The 21,751-nt window shown below is 69.1% G+C and carries 21 protein-coding genes and 1 pseudogene; 8 read left to right on the plus strand and 14 right to left on the minus strand.

All coding sequences use genetic code 11. The features are described from left to right. Nucleotides 1-4: 4 nt before the first annotated feature. From JSY14_RS08125 to JSY14_RS08135, 3 genes are all read right to left on the minus strand, one after another. Nucleotides 5-1,384 (minus strand): IS1380 family transposase, encoded by a 1,380-nt coding sequence (locus tag JSY14_RS08125; RefSeq protein WP_259557962.1) that lies wholly within the window; start codon nt 1,382-1,384, stop codon nt 5-7. A 97-nt stretch (nt 1,385-1,481) separates the two neighbouring features. Next, a complete protein-coding gene (locus JSY14_RS08130; RefSeq protein ID WP_259558253.1) occupies nt 1,482-1,769 on the minus strand; it encodes a hypothetical protein in 288 nt (95 codons plus the stop codon). Nucleotides 1,770-1,967: 198 nt separating this feature from the next. Beyond that, nucleotides 1,968-2,270, minus strand: a complete 303-nt coding sequence (locus JSY14_RS08135) for a hypothetical protein (RefSeq protein ID WP_259558254.1) — start codon at nt 2,268-2,270, stop codon at nt 1,968-1,970. A 177-nt stretch (nt 2,271-2,447) separates the two neighbouring features. On the opposite strand from JSY14_RS08135, the pseudogene JSY14_RS08140 reads away from it, so the two are divergent. Continuing rightward, a pseudogene (locus JSY14_RS08140) lies at nt 2,448-3,251 on the plus strand (SCO6880 family protein); the annotation flags it as partial. 25 nt (nt 3,252-3,276) lie between these two features. On the opposite strand, the gene JSY14_RS08145 reads toward JSY14_RS08140, so the two are convergent. Next, complete coding sequence (locus JSY14_RS08145; RefSeq protein ID WP_259558255.1) at nt 3,277-4,107, minus strand: hypothetical protein; 831 nt, start codon at nt 4,105-4,107, stop codon at nt 3,277-3,279. Between the two features lie 201 nt (nt 4,108-4,308). Between JSY14_RS08145 and JSY14_RS08150 the strand changes: the two genes are divergently transcribed. Then, complete coding sequence (locus JSY14_RS08150; protein ID WP_259558256.1) at nt 4,309-4,545, plus strand: hypothetical protein; 237 nt, start codon at nt 4,309-4,311, stop codon at nt 4,543-4,545. Nucleotides 4,546-4,608: 63 nt separating this feature from the next. On the opposite strand, the gene JSY14_RS08155 is transcribed toward JSY14_RS08150, so the two are convergent. From JSY14_RS08155 to JSY14_RS08175, 5 genes are all read right to left on the minus strand, one after another. Beyond that, entirely contained in the window at nt 4,609-7,329 is a 2,721-nt protein-coding gene (locus JSY14_RS08155; RefSeq protein WP_259558257.1) for a sugar-binding protein, read from the minus strand. A gap of 406 nt (nt 7,330-7,735) precedes the next feature. Continuing rightward, nucleotides 7,736-8,974, minus strand: a complete 1,239-nt coding sequence (locus JSY14_RS08160; protein ID WP_259558258.1) for a carbohydrate kinase family protein — start codon at nt 8,972-8,974, stop codon at nt 7,736-7,738. A 35-nt stretch (nt 8,975-9,009) separates the two neighbouring features. Then, nucleotides 9,010-9,816 carry a carbohydrate ABC transporter permease gene (locus JSY14_RS08165; RefSeq protein ID WP_259558259.1) on the minus strand — a complete coding sequence of 269 codons (807 nt, stop codon included), beginning with the start codon at nt 9,814-9,816 and terminating at the stop codon, nt 9,010-9,012. Beyond that, entirely contained in the window at nt 9,813-10,886 is a 1,074-nt protein-coding gene (locus tag JSY14_RS08170) for a carbohydrate ABC transporter permease (RefSeq protein WP_349773602.1), read from the minus strand. The genes JSY14_RS08165 and JSY14_RS08170 overlap by 4 nt, the downstream gene beginning before the upstream one ends. Nucleotides 10,887-10,909: 23 nt before the next feature. Further along, the gene (locus JSY14_RS08175; RefSeq protein WP_259558260.1) at nt 10,910-12,274 is read right to left on the minus strand and encodes an ABC transporter substrate-binding protein; all 1,365 of its coding nucleotides are present in this window, start codon (nt 12,272-12,274) and stop codon (nt 10,910-10,912) included. 170 nt (nt 12,275-12,444) lie between these two features. Here JSY14_RS08175 and JSY14_RS08180 point away from each other — a divergent pair, with 170 nt between their 5' ends. Then, a complete protein-coding gene (locus tag JSY14_RS08180) occupies nt 12,445-12,723 on the plus strand; it encodes a YciI family protein (RefSeq protein WP_259558261.1) in 279 nt (92 codons plus the stop codon). A 112-nt stretch (nt 12,724-12,835) separates the two neighbouring features. Here the strand turns inward: JSY14_RS08180 and JSY14_RS08185 are convergent, their stop codons facing one another. Together JSY14_RS08185 and JSY14_RS08190 are read right to left on the minus strand one after the other, a co-directional pair. Next, nucleotides 12,836-13,303 carry a glutaredoxin gene (locus JSY14_RS08185; RefSeq protein ID WP_259558262.1) on the minus strand — a complete coding sequence of 156 codons (468 nt, stop codon included), beginning with the start codon at nt 13,301-13,303 and terminating at the stop codon, nt 12,836-12,838. A 48-nt stretch (nt 13,304-13,351) separates the two neighbouring features. Further along, nucleotides 13,352-14,266, minus strand: coding sequence for a LysR family transcriptional regulator (locus JSY14_RS08190; protein WP_259558263.1), 915 nt, complete (start codon nt 14,264-14,266; stop codon nt 13,352-13,354). A 312-nt stretch (nt 14,267-14,578) separates the two neighbouring features. Here JSY14_RS08190 and JSY14_RS08195 point away from each other — a divergent pair, with 312 nt between their 5' ends. Together JSY14_RS08195 and JSY14_RS08200 are read left to right on the plus strand one after the other, a co-directional pair. Next, nucleotides 14,579-14,896, plus strand: a complete 318-nt coding sequence (locus JSY14_RS08195) for a transposase (RefSeq protein ID WP_259558264.1) — start codon at nt 14,579-14,581, stop codon at nt 14,894-14,896. 17 nt (nt 14,897-14,913) lie between these two features. Continuing rightward, a complete protein-coding gene (locus JSY14_RS08200) occupies nt 14,914-15,741 on the plus strand; it encodes an IS3 family transposase (protein WP_259558265.1) in 828 nt (275 codons plus the stop codon). A 10-nt stretch (nt 15,742-15,751) separates the two neighbouring features. Here JSY14_RS08200 and JSY14_RS08205 read toward each other — a convergent pair. From JSY14_RS08205 to JSY14_RS08215, 3 genes are all read right to left on the minus strand, one after another. Continuing rightward, a protein-coding gene (locus JSY14_RS08205) for an IS3 family transposase (RefSeq protein ID WP_259558266.1) occupies nt 15,752-16,902 on the minus strand; the annotation gives its coding sequence in 2 pieces (ribosomal slippage) (nt 15,752-16,632 and nt 16,632-16,902; 1,152 coding nt in all). A gap of 75 nt (nt 16,903-16,977) precedes the next feature. Then, nucleotides 16,978-17,565, minus strand: a complete 588-nt coding sequence (locus tag JSY14_RS08210; protein ID WP_259558267.1) for a PIN domain-containing protein — start codon at nt 17,563-17,565, stop codon at nt 16,978-16,980. Nucleotides 17,566-17,644: 79 nt separating this feature from the next. After that, complete coding sequence (locus JSY14_RS08215) at nt 17,645-18,085, minus strand: helix-turn-helix domain-containing protein (protein WP_259558268.1); 441 nt, start codon at nt 18,083-18,085, stop codon at nt 17,645-17,647. Between the two features lie 276 nt (nt 18,086-18,361). Between JSY14_RS08215 and JSY14_RS08220 the strand changes: the two genes are divergently transcribed. The 3 genes from JSY14_RS08220 (at nt 18,362) to JSY14_RS08230 (ending at nt 21,675) form a co-directional block, all read left to right on the plus strand. After that, the gene (locus tag JSY14_RS08220) at nt 18,362-18,712 is read left to right on the plus strand and encodes a DUF488 domain-containing protein (protein WP_259558270.1); all 351 of its coding nucleotides are present in this window, start codon (nt 18,362-18,364) and stop codon (nt 18,710-18,712) included. A 412-nt stretch (nt 18,713-19,124) separates the two neighbouring features. Continuing rightward, on the plus strand, nt 19,125-20,126 hold the full coding sequence (locus JSY14_RS08225; RefSeq protein ID WP_259558271.1) for a PD-(D/E)XK nuclease family protein: 1,002 nt from the start codon (nt 19,125-19,127) through the stop codon (nt 20,124-20,126). 136 nt (nt 20,127-20,262) lie between these two features. Next, a complete protein-coding gene (locus tag JSY14_RS08230; RefSeq protein ID WP_432803606.1) occupies nt 20,263-21,675 on the plus strand; it encodes an IS1380 family transposase in 1,413 nt (470 codons plus the stop codon). The last annotated feature ends 76 nt before the right edge of the window (nt 21,676-21,751 follow it).

Consider the following 21,751-nt stretch of genomic DNA (forward strand, 5'->3'; position numbering starts at 1 on the left):
GCGGTCAAGCCGCTCTTGGTCGTGGACTGCTGGCGGCGTCGAATAGCGTTTCCCAGTCGGGTTGCCAGGGCCAGTTGCGTGGAAGGTGGAGCAGCCAGGAACGGGCGCGGTTGGCGATCCTGGCCGGCACGGCGATGAGGTGAGCGCGGATCGTGGCGGTCCTGGCTCGGGCGTGGAACTTCGAGGCGAGCACGCCGGCGGCCCGGGTGAGGTTGAACGCGATCGCCGCGAGCACGGCCCAGGCGCTGTTGGCGGTGAAGACCCCGGAGGGGCAGTGCGCCAGCGGCCCGTTCTTCAGGTCCGCGATGACCTGTTCGATGATGGCGTGGTCGCGGTGGGCGGCCTCTGCCTCGAGCATCGACAGCGGTGAGTCGGTGAAGACCGCGTGGTAGCGGTAGGCGGTGAACAGCCCGTCCTGCTCGCCGGTGGCGGTGGCGGGGTTGAGCCGCTTGACCCGGCGCACGATCAGCCGGGCGGTGACGTGGTCGGCCTTCTTCCGGGAGGTGAAGGCGGTGTAGGGGATCTCGGCGACTTCCGCATCGGAGATCCACCGCTGCTCGGCTTCGTCCCAGATCGACTCCGGGTACTTGATCCCCACCCAGGCCTCCTCCGGGATCTGGGAGATGGCGGCGACCACGCCCGCGTCCATCCTGGCGGTGATGGAGAAGTAGGCCCCGGTCCGGCGCAATGCGGCGATGACGTCGTGCTGGTAGAACGCGGAGTCGGCCCGCCCGGTGATCTGCCCGCCGGCCCCGGCCTTGCGGGCGGTGGCCATGGCCTCGGCGATCATCCGGTGAGCCCCGCGCGGTGACTTCACCGACCCCTTGCGCAGCCGGATGGCGGCGATCACTGGCGCCGCCAGTGGCGTGGACACCGTGGCCACCAGCGCGTTGAGCCCTTTGACCTTGTTGTAGCCATACCCCGCGCCCTGCTTGGCGTACCCGTGGGTCTGCCGGATGGTGTCGTCGATATCCAGGTAGGCCATCCCCTCAGCGCCGCGCACCAGTCCCGGCACCCGCGCGGTCAGCGCGATCAGCAGCCGGGAGTTGATCGCATCCAGCTGGCGCACGTGCCCGAACGTGTAACCGCGAAGGTGGGTGCCCAACGTCGTCGGCGCCCGGCGGGCGGTGAACGCCCGGCCCATCCCGCCGTGGCGCAGCAGGTCCATGTCGCTGATGCTGTCCGCCCCGGCGACCATCCCCGCGACCAGCGCCGGCACCTTCACCGCCGCGTTCGCCCCGGCACTACCAGCCACCGTGACGAACTCCTCGACGAGATCCGACAGGCCGGCGGACTCGGCCAGCAACATCACCGGCACCAACCCCGCGGCCGCGATCAGGTTGTCGTCATCGAACTCGGCAGAGAAATTGTGGGAGACTCGCACTACCGGTGCTCCTGTTGCTCAACGGGTTTGGAACCTTCGCCAGTCCCATTCTCGCTGGTCACAGGAGCATCCGGCTGTTACGACTCACCTCCCGCACTCACCCGGCCGGCGGATCCAGGTTCAGACAGCCGAGGTCCGGCGGCGAGCTGCGCACGAAGCTGGCCGACAGATTCGTCGCGATGTCGTGCTGCACCCAGTAGTCCGACTGGGAGCGTGTGAAGGCTGCGGCGAGACGGGAGAAATAGGGGATCGCCTCGGGTTTCGACTCGTAGAACAGCACGTGCTCGGCGCCACCGCGGGCAGAGGTGCCGCAGGACGCGAGGGCGAGGGAGGCCAGGCCACCCCCCATCAGGGCCCGTCGGCTCAGCGTCGGATGCGTGGTCATGCGGCCTCCCGGGGTCGAAATGCGAAGGGCGCGGCACGGCGGATGGCCCACGGTGGTCGGCCGTCGCCGGGCGCCCCGGTGTGAGTGAACCTATGGGTGCCCCCGGGGGTCGTCAAGGACGAGAGTCCCTGGCGGACCGTGTAGCTGTGGTGTCACGGCGGCACCAGGTCCGCCGCCCCGCCCCACCCCCGCCCCACCTCACGGCTGCAGCGCCAGGGCCTCCTCCACGGCGGCGACGAACGCGTCCATCCCCACGGGCTCACGGTGGAACTCCCCGTCGTAGGCGACCACCATCCAGCGGACGATGTGGCTGCCGGGCGCCTGCGCCTTGCCGATGGCCACGTTGATCCCGCGGGGGTCACTGACCACCAGGAGCGGGCCGGGGCGGGAATCGTCGATCCAGTCCTCCCATTCGGGGTGCGCGGCCACGAGGGCGTCCCGGATCTTCATCTTCTCGAGCTCGCGGCCGATGCCGTCGAGCATCTCTGAGGTGGGGAACATGGGGTGCCTCCTATCAGGTGGCGGATCGTGGGCGTGCGGGCGGTGAACCCTCGCGGAGAAGTGTCGCGGGAGCGACTGACATCTGAAGCCGCGTCACCTCTCGGCGGCATCGCTGCGGACCGGGTGGCGTCGCTGTGGATTCAAGGGCGCACTGGAGACCGGGCCCAGTCGGGCCCACTCATCGACCGCGCCGGCCCCGCCGGCGAACGCCACGCCACCACCCTCTCCCTTTCCCTCGACATGAGAAACGCGACGCGGCAGATCCGCACCGTCGGCGGCGGGATCCGCGGCGCCGCCGCCGTCCTGCGCCAAGAGATGAACACCCTCACCGCCGCGCTCCGCTCAGCCGACCTCACTCCATCCGACTGGCTCGCCCCCGGACAGATCGCAGTGATCCTGCGCTCGGCCTACGACCCCGCCATCGCCGCCACCCTGGAACGCCACGGCCAGATCGGCCACGACCTCGCCACCGCCGGCCCGGTCGCGGTCAACGAAACCTGGAGTCGGATCCGCACCGACTCCGCCCACCACGCCGTGCTGTGGATCAGCGAATGGCCCCGCTCCATGGTCTACCCAGGCTTCCTCTCACCCATCCTGCTCTCCAGCGGAATCCAACGGTCGTTCTCCCTGATCTGCACCCCTATGCGCTCCGACCAAGCCGCCCGCGACATCCGCAAGAAGAAAGTCGAGCACATCTCCGACCAAGCCCAACGCGCCAAAATCGGGCAAATCGAAGACGCTTCCCAGACGGCTGAGTACCACGATGTCCTCCAGCAAGAAGCCGACCTCACCGCCGGCCACGGCATCCTGCGCTACACCGGCCTCATCACCATCACCGCCACCACGATCGAAGACCTCGACGCCCACGTCGCCGCCCTCGAACAGGCCGCCATCCAAGCCAACTGCGAAACCCGACTCTTCGCCGGGCAACAAGCCAAAGCCTTCACCGCTGCAGCCCTACCCCTGTGTCGGCAGGTCTGAGAGAGCTGTCGCCTGTCGAGTCGGGTCAGGAAGTGGTGATCGTGTTCAGACGGCTGGTGATCCCTCTGGACAGCGCGGCGCGTCCTTCATCGTTGTTCAGGTACTTGAGTGCCCGAATCCCTTGAAGGTCGAAGGGAATGTCACTCATGGACTGGGCAACCAGGATGGTGTCGCGTCCAAGCGTGTGCGCGATACCGGTTTCGTAGAAGACGTTGGGATTCTTTTCGCTGAGATCGGCGATGACGACGCGGGCGCGCCAGATGAGGCTGAGCACGTCGTCGAGGATGCGGTCTCGTTCCCAGATGTTGTCGGCACGCAGACAACGCATCCCTGCCGCTTCGATGCCTTCCTTCAGGGACTCATACACCGCCGAAAAGGCCGGGCTGAATGGCATCATCACCGCCACGAGGTCAGGTTCGAAAGGTTGTGAGGTTGGGAACTGGAACACCTTGGGCTTAACCCTGGCAGAGAGCTCTTGGTCGAGGACGCGGTACAAGTCAACATCCTTGACAGCCCAGTGCGTCCGATGGAACTCCCAATCAGTGATGTCCAAAACGCCCGCTGCCGCCTCGATTCTGGGCGAGGGAATCGGTGCAATCGCGGGGTTAGGGACAAAGGAAAACGTGTAGCCATACCTGGACTTGTTCACATTTGTGACATGGCCGACGCGAGCGATTTGCGGCTCATCATCGAAACCAGTCTCCGGCATGAGCAGCGTCGGTAGGTTCAAGAGACGCTCGATCCTGACCTGGCCTACCTCCGGAGCGAGGTACTCCCGGACATCATCGGCCGTGTGCTCAAGCAAGCGACCAGCTCCGACCTCGCCTCGCGTCAGGCCGATCAGCAGGTTGTACATCCCAGCGTCCCCTCTAGCGCACTGACCTCGAACTTGTGTCGAAGTCTCGGGCACCCGTGGCAGCCACGAATGCTCAACCCAAGTATCGCGCACCCTCCCGACTGCCATGGGCCCACGGTCGATGACGCACACCTCGTAGGCGTACCACCGCTAACCCTGACCCCGCTGCCGTCCGCGGCCGATGACCAGTGGCACTGCCGCGTGACCTACACCGGGGATGAGGACACGGTGCAGAGGTGGGCGCTGGCGTCGTTCCCGGTGGGCATTCAGCAACCCGCGGCCTCCGATGACCTCCCCGGTGTGGTGGAGCTGATCGGGGCCGGGGTGCAGAAGCGGGGCGACCTGGTCGCGACGGGGGAGCGGGGTCCCGTGCGCTATGCCGTGGCGATCCGCCCCGGCCCGACCCGCACCGTGCAGGTGGGTATCGCCGCCGGGTGAGCCGACGCGGTCTGTCCCGACGCCAGCGTGCCGCGGGACCGGCCGGACTCACCCTCCCGCCGGTCAGAGCGCCGCCGACGCTGCGGCGTTCCCGCCCTCCGCCTCCAGCGACACCGCCAGCTGCAGGCGCCCGGTCGGCGCGGTCGTCAGCGGGACACGCACGGTGCGTCGACCTGCGCGGACCCGCTGGTCCTCAAGACGGCCGACGATCTGCTCGCCGTCCCACAGGTACACCCGCAGCACCCCGCCGACGCGTGTGCGCACCCGCGCCGTGACGGCATCACCGCGGCGTCGCACCTGGTCCAGCTGCAGAGAACCGTCGGGCAGGGCCGGGAAGCCGCCCAGGCCCACACCGTCGCGTGCGGACTGCAGGATCGACTGCGGCGACTCGACCGACCGGGCCGCCGTGTCCGGGATGATCGGCTCCTCCGGCTCCGACGGCGCCTGCTCCCGCTCCGGCAGCTCCAGCACACCCCAGCGGTACGGGTCGGCCTGCACACCGGGGAAGGTCGACCAGCCGATGCGTGACTGGCTCACCTTGTTCTGGGTGTCGGAGTCATAGACGACGACGTTGAACCCGATGTGTGTCGGGTCGACGGTGTCGGGCAGGTCCGCGAAGGGGATCGCGACCTCCAGGTCGTAGCCGCCGCCGTCGTTCACGTGCGCGTGCATCCGCACCCCGGGAGCGGTCTCCTCGAGCGGCCCCTGATGCTGGTCGTGGTCGCGCCCGCCGACGGCCGGGCCGAGGCCCCCGCCGTCAGCGGCCGTCGCGGGCAGCACCCCGAGGATGAACGTCGAGGCGGTGTTCTGGCTGGTCCCGCGCGGGTCGATCATGATCTCGACGCTGTCGGTGCGGAACCGCTGCTTGTTGTCCTCCACCGGCAGCACAGTGCCGAGCACGTCATCGACCACATGCACGAACACGTACAGCGTCTCGTCGTCATAGGTGACGTGCACCTGCCCGGAGGCATCAGCGGCCGTGACCGGCTCCCCCTCCCACAGGGTGGAGATGTCCAGCGCCTGGCCGGGGTACTCGTCGGCCGCGCGCTCGGCGTCGATCGTCGCCCCCTGCGTCGGGGACGCTACCAGGCGTGGCACGAGGTGCAGCCCCTGCGGTGTGGGCGCGGCGACACCGCTGGCGGTGGCGGTGACCGTCACCGGGTAGACCCCACCGTTCGGTGCCCGGTTCGCCGTCGGCATCGACTCGTCGACACTGGTCAGACGCACCGGCACCCGGCGCTCCTCTCCGGCGCGCAGCCCCTGCACCGGGAACTGGGCGGGCTCGGCGGTGATCCCCTCGGGCAGCTGCAGCGTCACCACGGCGTTCTGGGGTTGGTCGGTGAGGTTCCGGACGAGGACGTCGACGCTCTCGCTGCGGCCGAGCCCGAGGACGCGCCGCGTCGGCACCAGCGCGTCCAGACGCTGCATGCCCAGACGCTCGGTCCACTCCAGGAACGCCGCGATCTCGGGCCGGTCCTCCAGTCCCGCCTCCACCAGACCCGCGGTGCGCAGCGGCAGCACGTTCCAGCCGCTGCCGGCGCTGCTGGTCACCTGGGTGCGCAGACGCAGATGCACACCCGGCGCGATACCGCGGGGCACCTGCACCTCGAAGCGGGCGGTCCGGATCTGCCGCGCCGGAACGGTGCCGAGGTCGACCGCGCGGCTGACCGTCCACCCTTCCGGGGCCTCGAGGGCCACACGAGTGCGCGGCAGAGCCCGACCGGCACCGCCGACCTGCACCTCCACCTGGACGGTGCCACCGGGCACCGCCGTGAACCGGTCGGAGGTGATGGCCAGGGTGGTGCCCAGGGGCAGGCCGCCGTCGATCGGCAGGGTGGCGCCGCGCAGCGCCGCCTCGTCACCGCCACGGGGATCGACCAGTGGGGTGCGCGAATCGATGAGGGTGAACCAGGCCGCGGGGATCTTCGCGGGATCCCCGGTGGTCGGCGGGAACGTCGCCCAGCCCTGCGTCTCATAGGCGTGGACCGACAGGTCCCGCACCGCGCTCCAGCGCTTCCCGTGGCGTTCGCTGTAGGTGCCGTTCCACGCACCGAACACCACGTCGCTGGCGACCTGCGGGGTATATCCGGTGGCGACGGCGTCGGGGCCGGTCGGGGCCTTGCCGTTGGACCCGGAGCGCAGGAGACGCTTCACAGTCCACGGCTCGAGGCCCTCGTCGACATGCTCGGGGAACACGTCGCGGCGACCGGCCGTCAGGTACGCCTCCACCGCGTACATCGCGGCCTGCTGGTGGTTGCCGTGGTTGCCCTCCACGGCCGACGGGTTCATCGTGACGATCACGTCGGGTCGGGTGGCGCGGATGATCCGCACGATCCGGCCCAGCACCTCCCGCTCACCCCACACCTGGCGGGTCAGCGGCGCCGACAGCGTGTAGAAGAAGTCCACCGCGTCGAGGTTGAACACGTGCTCCACACCGGCCCAGCCGACGGCCTCGCGCTCCTCCTCCTCGCGGATCAGCCCCAGCGCCGGGCCCTCCTCCAGGCCGACGGCGTTGCCGCCGCCCTCACCGCGGGTCACCGTGATCACCCCGGCGCGCTGACCCTGGTACTCGTTCCACTGGCCGAAGGCGGCGAGGGTCCAGGCCTCATCGTCGGGGTGGGCGCCGATGAACAGGATGTCGAGGTCCACGGGGTCGACCGCCAGAGCCCGCTCCGCCGGGGTGAGGCCGACGGCGGGGAGCGCACTGATCCCGGCGCCCAGGCCGAGGGCGGCGCCGCCCTGCAGCAGGTGGCGGCGGCTCGGACGGAGATCAGTGGCGGTCATGCGGGGCTCCTCGGGGTCGGGGGTGCGTGGTGTTGTCGCAGGTCAGGGGCGGGGTGCCCCGGTGTCGGGTCGTGGTCGGAGTGCGGGCGGGGTGCCCGGGTGCGGGGTCGTGGTCGGGGTGTGGAGCGGGCGATGCGGTGCGGGCTCACCGGGCCACACCGCCCGGCCGATCCGCGGCGTGCGGCCGCTGTCACAGAACTCCAGGGTACCCCGGGGGCGGCGGGCGCGGGGGATGGCGGGGTGGAGTGTGGAGGGCAGGGCGCGGGAGGGCGCGGGCCCTGCACGGGGGTGGGGGACGCGGGCCCTTCGTGCCCGACCGTTCGCGTTTTGACGCGTTTGATTCCGCCAAGTGGAAGCAGGGACGGCAAAACGCGCACGGCACAGCGGGCGTCAGCGCCCCCGCCCCTCAGTGCTCCCCGGCGTCGGAGCGCATGGCGAAGGTGCCCTGGGCGCGGCGTCGTCCCTGCACGGGCCGGCCGGGCAGCACGTCCGCGAGGAATCGGTACCGGTCGCGGGTATAGGCCGCGCGCAGGTCCCCGCCGTCCACGCGGCCGCTGATCGCGCGCCACCAGTCGGAGATGTCGCCCCAGCCGGGCGCCGCCAGTGCACCGCCAAACTGCTGCACCGCGAGCCCCGCGCACAGGGAGGCGAATTTCAGCCGCTCCACCAGCGGCCACTGCGCCAGCGTGCCCATGACGATCGAGGCCGCGAACACGTCGCCGGCGCCGGTCGGGTCCAGGGCGGTCACCGGCACGGCGGGGCAGTAGGCCTCCTCCCCGGTGGAGGAGTCCACGGCATAGGCGCCCTCGGCACCGTCGGTCACCACCGCGAGCGGCACCCGCTCGGCGAGGGCCCGCACGGCCTGGTCGGGGGTGTCGGTGCGCGTGTACCGCACGGCCTCGAGGGCGTTGGGGGTGAACGCATGGCAGTGCACGAGCGGGGCGAGGTCGGCGGGGTCCCAGTGGCCGGTCTCGTCGTAGCCGATGTCGGCGAAGATCAGGGTGCCGCGGCGGGCGAGGTCGGCCCACCAGGTGGTCTCGCCGGCGAGGTCGACGATGGCGGTGCGCGCGGCGGGGGCGGTGCGCACCAGCTCGGTGAGGGATTCGGGAAGGTCATGGCCATGGGTCACCATGGCGCGGTCGTCCTGGGTGGCGACGGACACCGTGATCGCGGAGTGGAAGTTGGTGAAACGGCGGGAGGCGCTGAGGTCGATGTGCTCGTCGTCGCGGAGCATCTGCCACATCCAGTCGCCGTAGGCGTCGTCGCCGAAGCCCGCGACCAGGCCGGTGCGCAGGCCCAGGCGTGCGGCGGCGGTGGCGAGATTGGCGATCCCGCCGGGGGAGGAGCCCATGCCGCGGCTCCATAGTTCCTCACCGGGCTGGGGGAGGTGGTCCATGCCGGTGAAGATGAGGTCGAAGAAGACGGTGCCGGACAGCAGCACGTCCAGCGGCGGGTCGTCGGGGGCGCGGGTGTCGGCCAGGGGGTCCCAGGTCTCGACGGGCGCGGGCGGGGCGACGGACGCGGGCGGGGCGACGGGCGCGGTGCGCGGGCTCGGGTCGATACCGCCGGGCGCGGGCGGGTGGACGGGGGTGGGCGTGCCACCCGCGGCGCCAGCCGGCGGGGTGTGCTCGGGGCTCGGGGTCATCGCGGTCCTCCCGGGGTCCGTGACGGGGGTCGGGGTCAGTCCTTGATCGCGCCGTCCAGCATCCCGCGGATCACGTGCCGCTGCAGCACCAGGAACACCAGCAGCATCGGCAGCGCCACGATGATCGCGCCGGCGGCCAGCAGCGCGTTCTCGGAGGTGTACTGGCCCTGGAAGTTCGCCAGGCCCAGCGGGGCGGTGCGCAGCTGTCCGGACGGCGCCATCACCAGGGCGATCAGGAACTCGTTCCACGTCCACAGCAGCAGCAGGACCGCCAGGGTGATGATCGACGGCATCGCCGACGGCACCGCCACCCGGGCCAGGCCGCCGAGGGCCCCGGCGCCGTCGAGGGCCGCGGCCTCGAGCAGGCTCATCGGCATGGCGCGGAACTGGGCGCGCATCCAGAAGGTGCCGAAGGCGATCGACTGGGCGATCTGCGGCAGGGCGATCGCCGCGTACGTGTCGGTGAGGCCGACGGTGCGCAGGTCGAAGAACAGCGGGATGACGATCGCCTCGGCGGGGATCATCAGCCCCAGCAGGAACAGCGGGAACAGGATCCCGGCGCCGCGGAACCGCATGGTGCCGAAGGCGAACCCGGCCAGCACCGACGCCACCAGCGCCACACTGACCACGATCACCGCGACGACGGCGGAGTGCCAGAAGCTCTGACCGAAGCCACCGATACGCCAGGCCTCGAGGAAGTTCTCGGGGTGGAAGGCGCCGGTCTGGCCGACACGGGCCGACAGGGAGGTGACCAGGATGGTCAGCAGCGGCCCGGCCGCGAACAGGGCGAACAGGGCCAGCAGCACATAGTTCATGGTGCGCTCGGCGGCGGAGATCCTCATCGGGTCACCTCCTGCCCGGCAGCCGGCGCGGCCTGCCCGGCGGCCGGCACCGCCTGCCCCTGGGCCGGCGGGGCGGCGACATCCCGGCGCGGGGTCGCTCGCGCCTCCGCGTCCGCTTCCTCCACCCGATCGCGTCCGCGGCGGTCCTCGCGGCTCTCACCGATGCGCAGCACGCCGAGGTTGATGGCGAACACGATCGCGGTGAGCACGATGGCGACGGCGCTGGCGGACCCGACGTCCTTGAGTTCGAAGGCTCGCCGGTACACCTCGTAGCTCGGCACCACGGTGGCGGTGCCGGGGCCGCCGGAGGTCGTGAGGTACACCAGGTCGAAGGTCTTCAGCGCGGCGATGATCGTCAACACCAGGGCGGCCGCGATCTCCCCCCGCACCGCCGGGAGGGTGATCGCGAAGAACTCGCGCACCGGCCCGGCACCGTCCAGGCGGGCCGCCTCGTAGAGGTCGTCGGGGATGCGGCTCATGCCCGCCAGCAGCAGGAGCATCACCAGGCCCATCTCCAGCCAGGTGCCGATCAGGCCGACCGCGGGGAGGGCGCTGCCGGGTTCACCGAGCCAGCCGCGGGCCAGGGAGTCCAGGCCGACGGCCCCGAGCAGCTGGTTCAGCGGACCGTTCGGGGAGTAGATCTGCTTCCACGCCACCGCGATCACCACCAGGGCGATGACCTGTGGCAGGAAGATGATCGTGCGGAAGAACGCCATGCCGCGCACCTGCCCGCGGCGCAGGATCGCCGCGAGGATCAGGCCGATCACCAGCGGCAGCAGGGCATAGAAGATGATCAGCACCAGGGCGTGGCCGATGGCGGCGCGGAAGGTGTCGTCCCCGGCGAGGTCCACGTAGTTGTCGAGGCCGACGAAGGTCGCCGGGCCCAGGCCCGTCCAGTCGTACAGGGAGTATTGGACGGCCCGGGCCAGCGGGAACAGGGCGAAGCCGGCGTACAGCAGGAAGGCGGGCAGCAGCAACAGGTACGGCACCCACGGGGAGCGCACCAGGGCCGACGGGGCGGTGCGCCCCCGGCGCGGAGCGGCCGCACCGTCCCGGGACCCGCCGGCCACGGATCGCCTGCTGCTGGCGGACGTCACGAGGCGGCGCCCGTGAACTTGCCGTAGTCGTCCTGCAGCGCCTGGGCGGCCTCCTCCGCCGTCTTCTGCCCGCCGATCAGCTCCTGCAGGGTGTTGCCCGCGGTGTCGGAGAACGTCGGGGTGGCGTAGTCGAGGTACGGCAGCAGGGTGCCCTGCGTGGAGACCGCGTCGAAGGCCTCGTAGATCTCCTTGTTGACCCCGGAGGCGGGGGCGAGCTTCGCGGTGTCGAGCACCGGCATGCCGCCCTTCTCGGCGATCAGCGCCATCGCCTCGGTGCTGGTGATGTAGTCGAGGTACGCGGCTGCGGCCACCGGGTTCTTCGCCTTGGCGGGGATGGCGAACGGCACGCCGGTGCCGCCGGTGGTGGCGACGGTGCCGTCGGCACCCTTCGGCGGGGCCATGAAGTGCAGGTCCTCGCCCATGGCCTTCTCCATGTCGGCGGCCAGCCAGGACCCGCCGATCAGCAGCACTCCGGTGCCCTTCGTGAACTCCGGCCAGGCGGCGTCGTAGGACAGACCGTTGGGGGAGGGACCCAGGTAGCCGTTCTTCGCCCAGTCGCCGAGGGTGGTCAGCGCCTGCACGTTCTGGTCGCTGGTCCAGTCGCCGCCCTCGTTGCCCATGCCGAGCGCCACGATCTGCTCCGACGGGACCACACTGGCCTGCAGCGGACCGAACACGTGCAGCGCCGGCCACTTCTCCTGGTTGCCCAGGACGATCGGCTGCTGGCCCTTGTCGGCGGCGGTCTTGAGGAGGGTCTGCAGCTCGTCCCAGCTCGTGGGGGCCGTCGCGCCGATCTCCTGCAGCTTCGTCGCGGAGTAGAAGATGCCGCAGATCTCACCGGTCTGTGGCAGGCCCCACAGCGAGCCCTCACCGAAGGTGGTGCCGTCGGTGGAGTAGCGGGCCTTGGAGAGCACGGAGTCGCTGAACCGCTCGGCCCAGCCGTAGGCGTCGGCGTACCCGGTGAGGTCGGTGAGCTGCCCGGCCTTGACGAACTCGCCCATGTCGGCGCGCGCGTTGTTGACCTGCAGGACATCCGGCACGTCGTTGCCGGACAGTGCCAGCGCGGTCTGCTTCTTCAGGTCGTCGAAGGACTGCGAGGTGCGCTTGACGGTGACGTTCGGGTACTTCTCCTGAAAGCCCTTGATGAGTTCGGTGATGGCGTCGTTCTGGGCGCCGCGGACCTCCTGGTCCCACACGGTGAGGGTGACGTCACCCAGGCCCGCGACGTCGGTGGAGATGTCCTCGGCCTTCGGGGCGGGGGCGGTGGCGGCGTCACCGGGGCCACTTCCCGGGGCGCAGGCCGCCAGCAGGGCGAGCCCGCCGAGGGCGGCGGAGCCGGTGAGGATCGTGCGTCGCTGCATCTATGCCTCCTGGGTCGACGGGCCGCGCAGGGTGCGGGCCGGGAGCGCCCGACCGGTCGCAGCGCGCCACGGCGCTGCAGGATCCGGCCGGTGCGGCGGATGGTGGGGTCAATCTTGCCACCGGGGGCCGACAGACGAGCCGACCGGGCGTCGTGCGGGACAATGCCGTCATGGATCTTGTCGCTGTCCAGTACCTGTATGCCGATGCCGCCGACCGACTGGCCCAGCATCGCCCGGAGCATCGCGCGTTCCTCGGCGGCCTGCTGGAGCGCGGGGTGCTGGTCGCCTCCGGGCCGCTGGGGGATCCCGCCGGGGCGCTGATCCTGGTGCGGGCCGACGGGGCCGAGGAGGCGCTGCAGCTGCTGGACGACGACCCGTTCCGGCGCGAGGGGCTGATCGTCGAACGGACGGCGCGGCCCTGGACGGTGGTGCTCGGATCGGTCGGCTGACGGCGGACAGCGACACGCACCATCCGGTGCCGCGGCGGGAGTCGTGGCGGTATCAGTTGAGGCCGCGTGAGTTGTGGCGGCGTGAGTCGTTGCGGCGTGGGTTGTGGCTGCGTCAGTCGTGGGGGCGGGCGCGGTGCATGCCGGCAGCGCGGGCGTCGAGGTACGCGCCGGTGGTCGCGTGGCGCAGCACCTCCTCCCCGACGATCACCAGCGGCAGCGCGGAGCGGCCACCGTGCGCGGCGAGGAACTCGGCGGCCTCCGGATCCTGCAGCACGTTCACCCAGGTCACGTCGGGGCGGTTCCCGCGCACGGCGGTCTGCAGGCGCGCACTGAAGGTGTCCCCGGGGGCCCACAGGATCACGGCGTGATCGTCGGCGACGCGGGGCAGTGCCTCCGCGAGCGGGGTGTGGGGGCCGCGGCGCAGCGGGGCGGTCCAGTACGCCAGGAGGAGCGCGAGCAACACCAGGCCGATGGCGGCGATCCGCTGACCGATCAGCCACAGCACGACGGCGACGGCGAGCCCACCCAGCAGCAGGAACAGTGGGCGGACCCAGGCGCTCGGGGGCACGGTCGGCGACATCCTCCGAGCGTAGCGCGACGGCTCCGCGCGCCTCAGATCAGTCGCGCCTCAGATCAGGGCGGCGGTGACGGAGCGCTGGTCGGCCTCGGCGGCGAGAGCGTCGCGCAGGGCCGCGACGGCGGGGATCGACAGGGCACCGCGGCGGTTGACCAGCCCGATGGTGCGGTCGTGCAATCCGGGGAGGGCGCGGACCGTCACGTTCTCGGACGGGGAGGCCTCGAGGGCGATCTCCGGCAGCAGGGCGGCGCCACTTCCGTGTTCGACCAGCCGCTGCACCACGGTGGCGTCGTCGGTGGAGTGCTTGATCCGGGGAGTGAATCCTGCCGCCTGGGCGCTGCTGAGGAGGTTCGCGCGGCACCGTTCACAGCCCGCGACCCAGGACTCGTCGGCGAGGTCGGCGAGCGTCAGGTCGGGATCTTCGGCGCGGGGGTGGTCCAGTGGCAGCACGGCGAGCACCCGGTCTTCCGTCAGGGGTGTCCATTCGAGGGCGCCCTCGGCGTCCACGTCGGTGCCGGCGTAGCGGAACACGAGCGCGAGATCGAGCTCGTTGTCGAGCAGGGCGGGGATGACGTCCGGCGGTTCGAGTTCGTCGAAGGTCACCTCGACCTGCGGTGCGGTGCGGGCCATGCGGGCCAGTGCCGGCGGCAGCAGCACGGCAGCGGCCGACGGGAAGGTCGCGAACCGCACGCGGCCGCGGCGCAGTGCGGTGATGTCGGCGAGCTCCTCCTCGGCGGCGGCGAGCTGCGCGGCGATGGCCTCGGCGTGCTGGAAGAGGCGGGCACCGGCCTCGGTGGGCGTCACACCCGAGGAGCTGCGCAACAGCAGGGAGGTGCCGACCTCCTTCTCGAGCGCGGAGAGGTGCTGACTCACGGCGGGCTGCGTCCAGCCGAGTTCACGGGCCCCAGCACCGATCGACCCGTTGCGTACCACCGTGCGGAAGATGAGCAGACGACGCGGATCCATGCGCCCATCGTAACGCGGTACAAAGTCCTGCTTATGCTGCTGTGCTCCCGTACCTGACGTGCCTCCAGCACCTGAGATGCATTGTCGCGACCCCCTCGGGGGATGCCCCCGCACTCACGAGCCGGCCAGCGCTCTCGCCGACACCGCCGCGTCCTGGGCGGCGTTCGGGTGGCCCTCCGCGAGACTCAGGAATGGCGGACAGCGGGTGTCCGGGATCGACCGAGGCGGCGTCGATGGTGTCGGTTGGCACCGGGTGTCGCGCGTCAGACTTAGTGGCAGGGCCGTTATGTAGGTCCTGAAGGAGAGTCAGACATGGGTAGACCACCCTCGATTCCGGCGGAGAAGAAGACCCGGATAGTGCTGAGCGTGCTGGCCGGCGAGATGTCCATCGCCGAAGCGGCACGCAAGGAGAAAGTCAGTGAGCAGTCCATCGGACGGTGGAAGGCCGAGTTCCTGGAAGCCGGCAAGACCGCCCTGGTGGCCGGCAGGTCCGGACCATCCTCCCGAGAGGAACAGCTGGAGGCCGAGGTCGCCGAGCTGACCCAGGCCTTGGGCGAGGCACACCTGGAGGCCAGGGTGTGGAAGAAGTCCTTGGAGGGTCGGCTGGGCCCTTCGAGGACCTCGAGGTGATCCGCGTGGAAGCGGGCATGTCGACCGCGAGGTTCTGCCAGCTCTTCGACATGCCCGAGCGGACCTGGCGCCGCTGGCAGGCCAAGGCCCGCACCGGGACGGCGGTGAAGGGACCGTGGCCGCAACCGGCACGGCAGGCCGCCAGGGAACTGGTGGTCAAGCACGCGCTGGCCCATCCGGCGTGGGGGCATCGGAAGATCTGGGCGATGGTCCGCCACGACGGGCATGTGGTTTCCGAGGCCGTGCTGCGGATCCTGCGCGACGAGGGGCTGATTCTGCCCGCGCAGTACCAACGGGAGCGACGGAAGCTGGCCGAGCGGCGCAAGGCCGCGTTCGCCACCGAGCCCTCAGGCCCGAACCAAGTCTGGCAGCTGGACTTCAGCGAGTTCGAGACCACCACCGGAGGGACCTGGCGGCTGGCCGGGTGCCGGGACTACTGGTCCAAGTACGAGTACCCCTTCCACGTTTCGCCCACCGGGTACCAGCACGACGCGATCGACGCGATCGAGTTGGCACTGGCCGACTACGAGGCCATGGTCGGTCACCCGCTGGTCGAGGCCTGCCCGGTCGATCCCGAGACCGGTGAGCTGTTGCCCGTGGTGACCATCGTGACGGACAACGGCGGGCCGTTCCGGTCCTTCCGCTTCGAGTCCTTCATCGCCGCCCACCCCGAGCTACACCACGTGCGCACCCGAGTGAAGACCCCGGGGCAGAACGGGTCCCGTGAACGCGGCTTCGGGACGCTGAAGTACGAACGGCTCTACCTGGACGAGATCGACGACGCGATCGTGCTCGCCGAGCGGGCCGAGGACTACCGGATCGAGTACAACGAGCTCCGGCCCTGAGCCGCCCCCTTCATTCGGTCCGGACGTTTTGTGAGTCGTCGGTTTCCATTTGATGGGTGCACTGCCGAGCGTACTCGGCTGGGGTTAGGTAGCCGAGCGAGGAGTGCCGGCGGCGGTGGTTGTACTCGTCCTTCCAGTCGCCGATGATGACCTGTGCGTGCAGCAGCGAGTAGAAGCTGTTGATGTTGAGGCACTCGTCGCGGATCCGGCTGTTGAACGACTCGACGTACCCGTTGCGCCACGGCGAGCCCGGAGGGATGTAGGACAGGCCGGTGCGGGTGCCAGCCCAGTCGGCCATCGCCTCGCTGATGAACTCCGGCCCGTTGTCCGACCTGAGCACCGCCGGGGCGCCCCGGGCGGCGACGAGGTCCTCGAGGTGGCCGGTGAGTCGCTCGGCGGTAATCGACCGCTCCACGAGGCCACCGATGCACTCCCGGGTGTGTTCGTCGACGATCGAGCAGATCTTGATCAATCGTCCGTGCTCGTCGGCGTCGAACTGGAAGTCCACCGCCCACACCACGTTCGGCGCGTCCGCCGTCGGCGCGTCGACGGTCGAGGACCCGACGCGCTTGCGTCGACGCCGCTGCGGGACCCGGAGCCCTTCGTCACGCCACAGGCGTTGGATCTTCTTGTGGTTCACCACCCACCCCTCGGCGCGGGCGTCGTGATACGCCCGCCGATACCCGTAGCGGGGATGGTCCTTCGCCCAGGCACGCAGCCACTCCCCGAGCGCCCGATCCGGGTCCGTGACCGTGTCGCCCTTGAGCGGTCGCCGGTACGCGCAGCGGCTCAGCCCGACCAGACGGCACGCCATCCGTTCGCTCACCCGCACCTTGCGCTTGAGGTGATCGACGGCGGCGCGGCGCCTGTCCGGGCTGAGAAGTTTCCCTCAGCCAGCTCCTTGAGCGCGGCCTTCTCCAGCTCCGCTTCAGCGAGCAGACGCTTCAGGGTCGCGTTCTGCTTCTCCAACTCCTTCAGGCGCTTTGCGTCGTCGGCCTTGAGGCCGCCGTACTGGTTCCGCCACCGGTAGTACGTCTGCTCGGACACCCCCAGCTCCCGGCACACCGCCGCGACGTCCTGACCATCGGTGAGCATCCTGTCGGCCTGCCCGAGCTTACGGACGACCTGCTCCGGGGTGTGACGCTTCCTGCTGTTCGTCATGATCTGACCAGTCTCCCTGCCCGCGACCGCGGGCAACAGGACGACTCCCATAACGACTGGACCTACGAAACGGGGTCAGCCCACGGGGCCGTCACGGTGCCATTGCCAGCTTCTGGAGCGCTCGGCGGACCTCTTCAGCGAATGCTGGGCAGTCAGCCTTGATGAGCTGATCGTCGAGCTGCCCTTCGCCTCGGGGGCCCAGTACGCAAGTTGATTCTTCGTGCAGGAAACCAGGCAACGAGGGTTGGACTGGACGACGAGTATGAAGAAGTCGTCGGCGGAATAGACCTCGTAGGGCTCGTCATCCGGATTCTGTGTGATGTCTCGGGGCTTGTTCTGCGTGAGAATAATGTCTGCCCGAGAAGCAATGGCTGCCGCGTGAACGTGATAGTCACCTTCATCAGACCCCGTGAAGGAAAGGTTGCCGGGGAAGGTTGGCACCACCTCGTCCACGCATTCGCGGATCTTGTTCATCCGATCTTCTAGGAGGCTCCCGGGTGCTCGCGGGTTTCGGTCCCTCGTGGCGGCGAGTGCTTCGGCGAAAACATCGTTCGTTGAGTGAAGCTGGAACATGCCTTCGTTGGCGCGGCGGAGGTGGAACAGCCAGTCCATGATCGTCCGGCTGACGAAGATGTTGGCATCCACGAACACTCTCTGCACCATGCCAGAAGTATATGCATGGGGACCACCGGAAGGGTGGTGTCCTTGTGTCCTTTGGACACCACCCATCCGAGGTCTGCGATCAGTCGTCGAAGAGGCTCTCGTGCTCCTCGTCGAAGGCCCGCAGAGCGTTGTGTGCAGCGGCACGCTGCTGCGCACGCACCGTGCGCAGGTGGAGCACGTCATCTCGTCGGAAGCGGGTGTGGCTTCCAACCTTGAACGAGTCGATCGTTCCGTCGTGGGCCCATTTCATGAGGGTGGGGCGGGAGACCCCGAGCAGATCTGCGGCCACGGTGCTGGTGAGTTCCGGGGGCATCCTTCCGATGGTCACCTCTCCGCTCTCTGCGATCGATGCGAGAGCGCGAAGCAGAACCTGCTGCAGCTCCTCGGGGAGGGGGGTGTCCTGGCCGTCTGCAGAGCGCAGCACGAGAGTGGACGTCCTGGAGAGAGGTGCCTCTCGAGCTTCGTGGATGATGTGGTCGTTGATCGTGATTCGGTCAATGGCCAGTGCGGTCGCTGCCATGATCGGTCCCTTCGTGGCGCCGAGTCCCGGCGCCAGGTCGTGCTTGGACCACCACAGTACGCCGCTTGCACTTGTAAGTGCAAGACCTTATGGGTCGTCGTGCTGGCGACGTCGGGCACACGGGGCCTTGCGAGAGTTGCCCGACGATGCCGCTGGGGTGATCCCGCCGGCTGGGCCGTCGGCTCCTATTGGCGGCTGGGTCGTCGGCTCCGATCGTCGGCACGGCCGGCCGGTGCCCCCGGGCTGAGAGCGACGGTGCAGCGGTATAAAGGGGCGATGAACATCATCGTGAAGCGCATCCAGGACGACGCGGCTCAGAACGATGGGACGCGGGTGCTGGTCGATCGTATCTGGCCGCGCGGCATCAGCAAGGAGGATGCCCAACTGGATGACTGGAACAAGGACGTCGCCCCGTCGGACGAGCTTCGGAAGTGGTACGGGCACGATCCTGAGAAGTTCGAGGAGTTCGCCGAGCGGTATCGCGAAGAGCTGGACAGCGAAGAGGGCGGGGCCGCGCTGGATGCGCTCCGCGGGAGCGTCACGGGCAAGCGGCTCACCCTTCTGACCGCCACCAAGGACGTGGACCACAGCCATGCGGCAGTCCTGAAGGGCCTGCTCTCCGACTGACCGGCGCACGCATAGTACCCGGGTCCAACTACGCCGCCCGGCAGGATCGGGAAGAAGCCACACCGGTTGCAGTTCGCGCAGATTCTTCTGGCTGAACAGGACACGGGAATTCGTCCTTGCATGCACTGGTGGCGAGGAGCTCTCTGGAGCCTGTTGTAACGAGGTCGGGTCTACGGTTGTTGAGCGCGAGGGCGACATTTTCGCCCGTCAAGGGAGGGAGCGGGGGCGGAATCGAAGCCAGCTGCTCACCGTGGCTCGTCGCGGTGCCGATGACCGACGTCAACTTGACCAGGAATCGGATGGAGCCGCCTGGTTTGTCGTACCCCCCGGTATACTGTGGCGCTATCACGGTCACCTCCGGCGAAGAGGCACGAACGTCCGTGAGCCATCCAGCGGTAGCAAGGGAGCCCCCATGACTCAGCATGACGAAGCCGTACGCATCGCAAGGTTGTTCACCGCCGCAGTCGAGAAATCGATGGTGACCAGCAAGCTGGGGAGCGGTGATGATTCGCTCCACAGGAATCACGCGCGTCACGAGGCTGTGGCTCAGTACTTACTTGACCACATCCTTCGAATCGAAGGCGAGCTCGATCGCCTCCTCCGCATGCTGGAGATCCGTATAGAGCACTACCCCGAGCTGTACTCGGAGTGGAAGGACCCAGCCTCCGGTCGCAGGTTCGACCACGTCGTGGATGACAGATATGACGAGACCGAATGGACGTCGGTCCTGCTCATCGAGGACAAGATCGATGCTCCCCTCGGGGTGGGCCAGCTCCACAACTACTGCAAGTATCTGTCGAACATGGGGCGGGAGACGACGCTCCTCGTTCTGCATCCGATGCGAAACCCACTGTCCGCAGGTAAGGCAGAAGCCGAGACGCTCCGAAAGGAGTTCCCGTCTGTCGCGATTGAGTTCCGCACCTGGTCAGAGCTGGTGCAGGAGATGATCGAGGTCGCCCCAGATCGGCCCGAAGCAGTCCTGTGGCGAGCGCTGAAGGAGTACACCGAGTCGGTCGGAACGGGTGATCTCGAGCTGCTTCCAGACGCGAGCGTTCTCCTGGACCCTGCGGTATCCGGTGAGATCCGGGATGCCTTCCTCAGTGCTCAGGGTGTTGCGGCAATGCTCAAGGGCGGTAAGTCCGGTCAGCTTCGCTTTTCGCTGCACGGCGGCAATGCAGTGCCCTGGCTGCAGATGGGGATGAGCGACACGAAGAGCGACAGCGTGGGACTCGAGTTCGACCTCGTAGGGAGTGCTGAGCCGCTCCTGGTAGGTGTGAGAGGGCCGAGCGAACCTGGGAGCTACCTGACCTCGGCCAAGATCGGCGTGTTCCGGGACGGGAGGCTCAGTGCTCCCGCGCAGGAGAGAGCCGCAGCTCTGAAGGAACTCGACCGGGGGGTCAGGAGCGGGACCTGAGTTGGACCTCTTTAGCCTCGAGATTTCACGGGGGTGTGGTCTCGACCGGCGGAATGAATGGCGAAAGGTGCTCCTGGCCTGGGATGATACGAGGTGTTGAGACCCGTACCCATCCGCTGGAAGGAGCACCTTTCAGGTGTCCCACCCTACCTTGTTCTTCTACCCCCGCCCGCGCGTGGACATCGCTGAGGTCCCCGCGGTCTCACACGCCGGCGCGGTGCTGCTGACCGACACGATCCACGCCACCGGCCTCGCCTCTTCGCTGCGGGAAGCACTGGCTCCTTGGACGAAACCGCTGGCCGAGCACCACGCGGCGAAGGTCCTGCTGGACCTCGCACTCACTCTCGCAATCGGCGGCGAGCACGCTTCGGATACTGATCTGCTGCGATGCGAACCGGACCTGTTCGGAGACGTCGCCTCGACCCCCACGATCTCCCGCACGCTCACCACCCTCGCCCAGGACGCGCCCACCGTGATCGAGGCGATCTCCCAGGCCCGCCGGGCCGCGCGGGAAAGAGCCTGGACCCTCGCCGGAGCGCATTCCCCGGCTGCGGGGGTCAGTGCGAAGAACCCGCTGGTCGTCGACCTCGATGCCACCCTGATCAACGTCCACAGTGAGAAGGAGCAGGCCGCACCGACGTTCAAACGCGGCTTCGGATACCACCCTCTGTGCGCGTTCCTGGACCACGGCAGCGAAGGGACCGGGGAACCACTGGCGATCCACCTGCGCCCCGGCAACGCCGGCTCGAACACCGCCGCTGATCACATCACCGTCACCCGGCAGGCCCTCGCGCAGCTGCCTGCGGGCCTGCTGGCCCGGGGCGGGCGGGGGTCGAAGAAGATCCTGATCCGCACCGACGGAGCCGGCGGCACCAAGGACTTCCTGGCCTGGCTCCAGCGGCAGCGTCTGGCCTACTCAGTCGGGTTCACCCTCCCCGCGAACACCCCTGACCTGCTGGAACGTATCGATGAGGCGCAGGCGTGGACTCCCGCCTATGACACCGATACCGACGGGATCCGCGAGGGGGCGTGGGTGGCGGAGCTGACCGGACTGCTGGACCTGTCCGGGTGGCCTGCCGGGATGCGGGTGATCGTGCGGAAGGAACGTCCTCATCCTGGGGCGCAGCTGCGGATCACCGATCACGAGGGGATGCGCATCACCGCGTTCGCGACCAACTCCCCGCGCGGCCAGCTCCCGGTCTTGGAGCTGCGGCACCGTCGCCGTGCACGCTGCGAGGACCGGATCCGTAACGCCAAGGACATGGGCCTTGAGAAGTTCCCGTTGCAGGGCTTCGCGCAGAACCAGGTCTGGTGCCAGATCGTCCAGCTCGCCAGCGAGCTCGTCGCCTGGATGCAGACCATCGCGCTGACCGGCCATGATGCACGGAAGTGGGAGCCCAAACGGCTCCGCGCACGGCTGTTCGAGATCCCCGCGACCCTCGTGCGCCGCGCCCGGCACAAGGTCCTCCACCTCGCCGAACATGCACCCGAAGCCGTGAGGGTCCTGACCGGCGTCAACCGGCTCCGCACCACCGTCGCACAGACCTAACCCGGCGAGACCACCCGCCCCACCGACCAGCATCAACCTCTCGGGAGTGGAACCCGACCGCCCGCAACGGACACTG

Origin of the sequence: Brachybacterium sillae, assembly GCF_025028335.1 — a bacterium.
In the GTDB taxonomy this organism is placed as follows: Bacteria; Actinomycetota; Actinomycetes; order Actinomycetales; family Dermabacteraceae; genus Brachybacterium; species Brachybacterium sillae.